Source organism: Anabaena sp. FACHB-83 (assembly GCF_014697485.1).
GTDB lineage: Bacteria > Cyanobacteriota > Cyanobacteriia > Cyanobacteriales > Nostocaceae > Nostoc_B.
Genome location: NZ_JACJRY010000067.1, coordinates 21,806 through 27,805 on the forward strand (window position 1 = coordinate 21,806; position 6,000 = coordinate 27,805).

Below are 6,000 nucleotides of genomic sequence, written 5' to 3' on the forward strand. Positions count from 1 at the left end.
CTTCTAAAATCTGTCAAAATTTAAAGATTGATTATAGCTGTCCAGCTTTATAGTACATATATACTACAAAGATGATAGAATAGTCATAAGCAGATTTTTGATTGGGTTGCCGGGTGATTTATATGCAAAAAAATCTCGAAAAATGGTATCCCATAACATTTGGATTATTTTTTACAGTCTTTTACTGTTTGTTGTTTTGGGGCCAACCTTTACCTACTTCTTTAAAAGACTTATTTTCTGCTGCCACAACACTTAGTGGTATTGCAATAGGCTTTCTTGCTGCTGCAATGTCTATTTTATTCACAATAAGTAATACAAATATTGTAAAGCAAATAAGAAATACTAATAAATACACCAAGTTAATTAACTACTTTATGGATGCTATAAATTGGTCGTTTTTTTTAGCATTATTAAGCTTTATTGGATTATTTGTTGAAATTCAAAATTTTGGCTCATGGCAATGGGTTGCTTTTGGAATTTGGTTATTTGCTCTAATAACATCTGGTTTGAGTTCTTATAGAGTTATTAGAGTGTTTGCTGCAATACTACGCGCTGCTAATTAATTGATTTTTCCATACATTTTGAGGATTTCAGATTTTCGTTTTTCCCAAGCATCTCTTAGAGCTTTCTGTCGTTCTAAATAAGGAATATTACGTTGACCCTTTGAGGCTTTTATTTGTATGGATTCACGCATCTTGTCTTTCAATAAATCTACATATAGATTATCATCGTCATCGCTAGAACCTGAAATTCTGATTTTTTTAACCTGACTTTGGTTTTGATTAGAAATACGTAGCAATTTAGTAGTAGCATTACGTACTTTATCTAAAAGTAAAGATGGTTGTTTAGAACGAGAAACTTTGAATTCTACATCAATTACTGGAGCTTGATAAGCTGTAGTAAGGTTGACAAATTCTTCAAGCCCAGAGTTTTCAAAAACACTCATATTTTCTAATGCAGCAATACTAATATTAAGTTTCGTGACTGTTTTCATCTGTTCTAATCTTTGTACAGCATCCCACTGGATGACTGGATCAATATAAATAGAGGTATTAGAACCAATGATTAATTCAAAATATCTAGCGAAATTTCCTGATGATACACCATGTTTGTTAGATTGAAGTAGTAAGATATTAGTAGCTGGGTCGTAAATAAATGCCGATTGTTCACCTATACCTTCATCATCTGCCAGCTTAAAATCTTCTATTTTGCCAGCAAGATTGGCCTTAACGGGTATATTGTCCATCCGAAGACGAACTATTTCTCCTTCCCATATCTGCTGCCATCCAAACACAGCTTCGTGTAGAGAAACGTAGTGTAGACGAACTTCTTGAAATCTTTGATTAGCAGGCAATTGCATAACTTTTTGTAAAACTTCTCCAAAAGACACATTCATGTCTGCGGGAATTACAACTTTGAAAAAATCAACATTCAGTGTCTTACTCATTGCATCCAAGCATCCAAATATATTGTTTTCAAAATTGGGATGTGTCGCACCCAATTTCCTTCAGAACTAAAAAACCTGTTAACACGTCAGTTATGTGGTTTGATCGCAACCATAAGAGGAAGCGATCGCCCTTAAAGACGCAACAGAAATTAAATTTCAGCAGCTATCTTGTCTAGTCTGTCATTGGTGTCCTTTGCCAGTTGAAGGCAGCGAACACTAGAGGCGAATCCACCTGCGGCAGCAACAGATCCTTCTGTGGCCTTGCCGGATAGCAGTAGTCCAACACCGAGCAAGCTGATCACAGCAAAAGCCGCCGTCATTGCCAAAGCTAAATTAAAACTCCACCGAGCTTGACGGAGGCGTTCTTGGGCAATGCTCAACTCCACTGCTGAATAGGTCTTGGTGCAGCTATCGGGAGTAGATGCGTTTTCTTCCTCAGAGGATCGATGATTTGGTAACATATAATTTCTTGCTTCTAAATTAGTTGGAATTGATTTAGGAGAAATGTTTGAGTGCCTAGCTGGTAGGTCGCAACTACCAGATGGGCATTTACTTTTCGTTTCCATTAGCAGGTAGTTGATTAATATACTGTGGTTAGATGATGGCTCCTGTGCCGCACGCAACTTCATCAATTAATAGGCAGCATTCCACAGAATTTAATTGTCTGCCTAGAGCTTTATTTAAGATGTCAGCACAACGTTGATACAATCCAGGCAATTTTACAGGATTAGCAACATCACCAAAACCGTTGAGTGTTTTCCCAGCTTGACGGACATCGCTGATATCAACAAATACTGCTACATCATCTGTAAATCTTTCATCTGTGGAAAGTTCCAACAGAGTTTGATAAGATGCAACCCAACCTTCCCGGTTATCGCCAACATGAATGGTAACGCGATCTCCTTCTATATCGGTTTGTGTAAACTCACGACGTAAGTTTTCTGGAGTGCTGCCAATTTCGCCTTGTACCGTGACATGAAGGCGATTACGGATAGGAAAAAGTTGATTAATGTAAGTCCTGAAAAATACAGGATTGGCTGCTGGTGTAGTTTCGGGAAATGTCACACCCTGACGTTTTCTTTCAAGCTCTCGAACCATAATCAAGTCTTGTTGCTTTTGAACAGATTACGACTATACGCCAAGTAGGTTGAGGATAAAAGATTGCAAAATTTCCCACTTTGCGCTACGTCTGTAGCTGTACCAATTGCAACGAAACTTCATAATGTCTGATGACTTTTCCTACTAAGAAAGTTGGTCGGGTGAATGATGGTGAGTGAGCATCTAAGGTAATTCCCAGAACTCATACTGTGAGTTGTGCAAGAGTGCGTAGTTTGCCGTCGCAGACATCGCTCCTCCCAATCAAGCGAGGAAACCCCAATCGCAACCATGTGAAAAGTAGCCTGAATATCTTGCAAATTCTTCCATTGATATTGATAAAACCTCTGCTACAGTTGCCCTTGAGCAAATTGAAAAACATATACTGCAACTCATAGAACAACTGGCACAAAGTTAGTGGCGATCGCCCTCCAAAAAATTCTTAGAGGAAAAGTTATCACAAGAGGAGCGAGGAGAGCGGCGGTAAACTACGCACCCTTGAAAGACCATACCTTTATTAGTACAACTAAACTTTAAAACTAGCGAAGTCCACCCGTGATGTACAGCGTTTCGCCAGTGATCCAGGCGGAATCAGAGGAAGCAAGGAAGACAACAGCAGGGGCGATGTCCTGTGGCTGTCCAATGCGACCTAGTGGTGTTTGCGCTTCCGTCTGTTTGCGACCTTCGCTTTCGGTAATTCCTGCTGTGTGCGTACCCTCGGTTTCTACCATACCAGGATTGATGGAATTGACCCGGATATGACGGGAACCCAACTCTTTGGCGAGGGACTTTGTGATGGCATCAACAGCTGCTTTGGTTGCGCTATAGATTGAAGCATTCGGGGGCGCGAGGGTGCTGACGATGGAACTGATATTGATAATGCTGCCGCCTGCCGAGTCGAAGTGTTTTACGGCTTGTTGCGAGGTGAGGATCAATCCCAGAACATTTATATCGAATTGCTTATGGAAGTGCTGTTCGGTGATGTCTTCGATTGGGGAAAATTCATAAATTCCCGCATTGTTGACCAAAATATCAACCCTGCCGAATGCTTGCTGTGTTTCTGTGAACAGATGTTCAATCTCTGCTTTTTTGGCAACATTTGCCTGAACTGCGATCGCCTTTCCACCGATGCTAATAATCTCATCCACTACGTGATCAGCCCCTTCTTTGCTAGAGGCATAATTGACAACCACTGCTGCACCTTCGGCAGCCAGATGTTTGGCAATCGACGCTCCGATGCCTTTAGACGCACCTGTAACAACTGCGACTTTTCCCTCTAGTTTTGTCATACCTGCAATCCCTGTATTTATTGGGTTGAAAATATCTGTCCGAAACAGGTGCATTCTTACAAGAATGCAAGCTCTTAATTTAAGATACCAGTTAACTGAGAGCTTACACACTTAGTTAGATCAACGGGTAACGATAAAGACAGCCAGAGCGATCGCCTCCCATAAAATCAAGAGAGCAAAAACACCAAAGCAGCGAGAGGGTAAGCATCACACTTATTCAATCATCAGATAGAGTCAGAGCGGGGAAACTAATGATACTTTGAAATGATGGAACGCTCATCTCAACCGCCGAAGTGAATAACTTAGTATTAATTGCCCTGACCCTCACCGCGTCTATGGTTCTATCACCAGTCAGCATTGGTGGTACTGCCCAAGGTTCAACCCAAGCCATCAAAATGTCTTCATTTAACCTCAGTTCCCAAAAATGGCAAAACCGAGTGCTACTGGTCTTTGCACCGTCTGTTAATAACCATGATTACCAACAACAGATGCAGTTATTTAACCAGCACCAAAACGGTTTTACAGACCGGGATTTAGTTCTGGTTCAGGTTTTGGCAACAGATAAAAGCTATGCCAACGGACAGTTAATAGATGAATCTTCTGTGGCCAATTTGCGAAATCGCTTTGGAGTTGACAAAGATAATTTTCGCGTTATTTTGGTAGGCAAAGATGGTGGTGTTAAGCACACTGAGACCACACCAGTTCAGGCAACAGCAATTTTTGAGCAAATTGATGCTATGCCCATGCGTCAACAAGAAATGCGTTATTCGAGGTAGAAACTAACTATTATGATCATTGTCCATCATCTCAACAACTCGCGATCGCAGCGTGTGCTATGGCTACTTGAAGAATTAGGCATCGAATACGAAATTAAGTACTACGAACGCGACTCAAAGACAATGCTGGCTCCGACATCGCTGCGAGAAGTTCATCCGCTTGGCAAGTCACCAGTAATTACAGATGCAGGGCTGACTGTTGCTGAGTCGGGCGCTATTATCGAATACATAGTAGAGCGATACGGCAATGGTCGGCTAATTCCAGAATCCGGCACACCAGAGCGTCTGCGTTACACATATTGGCTGCATTACGCCGAAGGCTCGGCAATGCCACCTCTGGTAATGAACCTCATCTTTAACCGTTTTGGGACAGGAGACAGCAGAGCAAACGACGCATTTATCGCGCCCCAAATCAAGCTTCACTTTGATTACATAGAAGCTGAACTTGGTAAGAGTACGTGGTTTGTAGGCTCAGAATTCACCGCCGCCGATATCCAAATGAGCTTTCCTCTGGAATTGGTTGCTCTACAAGCCGAACTTATCTCAAGCCGACCAAAGATTCAGGAATTTATCGAACGCATCCATGCGCGACCTGCCTACAAACGCGCCCTTGAACGTGGAGGCAAATACGACTACGCCAACAGCATTTAATAATTCTTGTACAAGAGCGATATCTACGATAAGCTCCGCTAACGCCTGTCTCCTTAAATTCAAATGCCTGTGAATGCCTGTGGTGGTAAACTACGCCATTTTCCATAGTTTTGTGTATAGTACATGAATACTATACAAAGCTAACTCGATTACTTCTAAAACGGTATCGAGTATAATGGCTGCGCCGTCTCCTAAAAGTGATGTCCACCACGCCCCTACCAAGCCAGCAACAAGTCAACGCTACTCCCAAACATGAATTGATTACGGGGGTAGTGGAACGTCTGACATATTACTCCCAAGAATCGGGTTACACGGTGGCACGTTTACAACGCCCTGGTGCAAAGGAACTCACTACGATTACTGGTAGCTTTGCAGATATCCAGCCAGGACAAACACTGCAACTAACCGGCTTTTGGCGCGAACACCCCCAGTATGGTTTGCAGTTCCAAGTTGTTAATTATAAAGAAACCAAACCTGCCACCCTTACAGGAATTGAGAAGTATTTAGGTAGCGGTCTAATTAAAGGTGTTGGCCCTGTAACTGCCAAACGCATCGTCGCCCACTTTGGGATAGAGACTTTAGAGATTATTGAAACCCAAATTGACCGACTAATTGAAGTCAACGGCATCGCCAAAAAACGCATCAAGTTAATTAAAAACGCCTGGGAAACCCAAAAAGCCATCAAAGAAGTGATGGTATTTCTGCAAAGTCATGGTGTCTCTACTACTTATGCAGTCAAGAT

General features: G+C 41.9%; 7 protein-coding genes and 1 pseudogene. 4 read left to right on the forward strand and 4 right to left on the reverse strand.

Annotated elements, in window-relative coordinates:
* Positions 1-122: 122 nt before the first annotated feature.
* The gene (locus H6G79_RS33480) at positions 123-563 is read left to right on the forward strand and encodes a hypothetical protein (protein WP_190594795.1); all 441 of its coding nucleotides are present in this window, start codon (positions 123-125) and stop codon (positions 561-563) included.
* Here H6G79_RS33480 and H6G79_RS33485 read toward each other — a convergent pair.
* From H6G79_RS33485 to H6G79_RS33500, 4 genes and pseudogenes are all read right to left on the reverse strand, one after another.
* Positions 560-1,447 carry a DUF6731 family protein gene (locus tag H6G79_RS33485; protein ID WP_190594794.1) on the reverse strand — a complete coding sequence of 296 codons (888 nt, stop codon included), beginning with the start codon at positions 1,445-1,447 and terminating at the stop codon, positions 560-562. The two genes, H6G79_RS33480 and H6G79_RS33485, sit on opposite strands and share 4 nt — an antisense overlap.
* Before the next feature lie 149 nt (positions 1,448-1,596).
* Positions 1,597-1,908: a TRADD-N-associated membrane domain-containing protein gene (locus H6G79_RS33490; RefSeq protein ID WP_242048716.1), complete on the reverse strand. Its 312-nt coding sequence runs from the start codon at positions 1,906-1,908 to the stop codon at positions 1,597-1,599.
* A gap of 157 nt (positions 1,909-2,065) precedes the next feature.
* Positions 2,066-2,545 (reverse strand): annotated as a pseudogene (locus H6G79_RS33495) (hypothetical protein); the annotation flags it as partial.
* A 536-nt stretch (positions 2,546-3,081) separates the two neighbouring features.
* Positions 3,082-3,831 carry an SDR family NAD(P)-dependent oxidoreductase gene (locus tag H6G79_RS33500; RefSeq protein ID WP_190594793.1) on the reverse strand — a complete coding sequence of 250 codons (750 nt, stop codon included), beginning with the start codon at positions 3,829-3,831 and terminating at the stop codon, positions 3,082-3,084.
* 293 nt (positions 3,832-4,124) lie between these two features.
* Between H6G79_RS33500 and H6G79_RS33505 the strand changes: the two genes are divergently transcribed.
* The 3 genes from H6G79_RS33505 to H6G79_RS33515 all read left to right on the forward strand — a co-directional run.
* Complete coding sequence (locus tag H6G79_RS33505) at positions 4,125-4,607, forward strand: DUF4174 domain-containing protein (protein ID WP_190594792.1); 483 nt, start codon at positions 4,125-4,127, stop codon at positions 4,605-4,607.
* A gap of 12 nt (positions 4,608-4,619) precedes the next feature.
* Positions 4,620-5,258 carry a glutathione S-transferase family protein gene (locus H6G79_RS33510; RefSeq protein WP_190594791.1) on the forward strand — a complete coding sequence of 213 codons (639 nt, stop codon included), beginning with the start codon at positions 4,620-4,622 and terminating at the stop codon, positions 5,256-5,258.
* A gap of 200 nt (positions 5,259-5,458) precedes the next feature.
* Positions 5,459-6,000 (forward strand): ATP-dependent RecD-like DNA helicase (locus H6G79_RS33515; protein WP_242048717.1); only part of this gene is annotated, 542 nt, incomplete at its 3' end.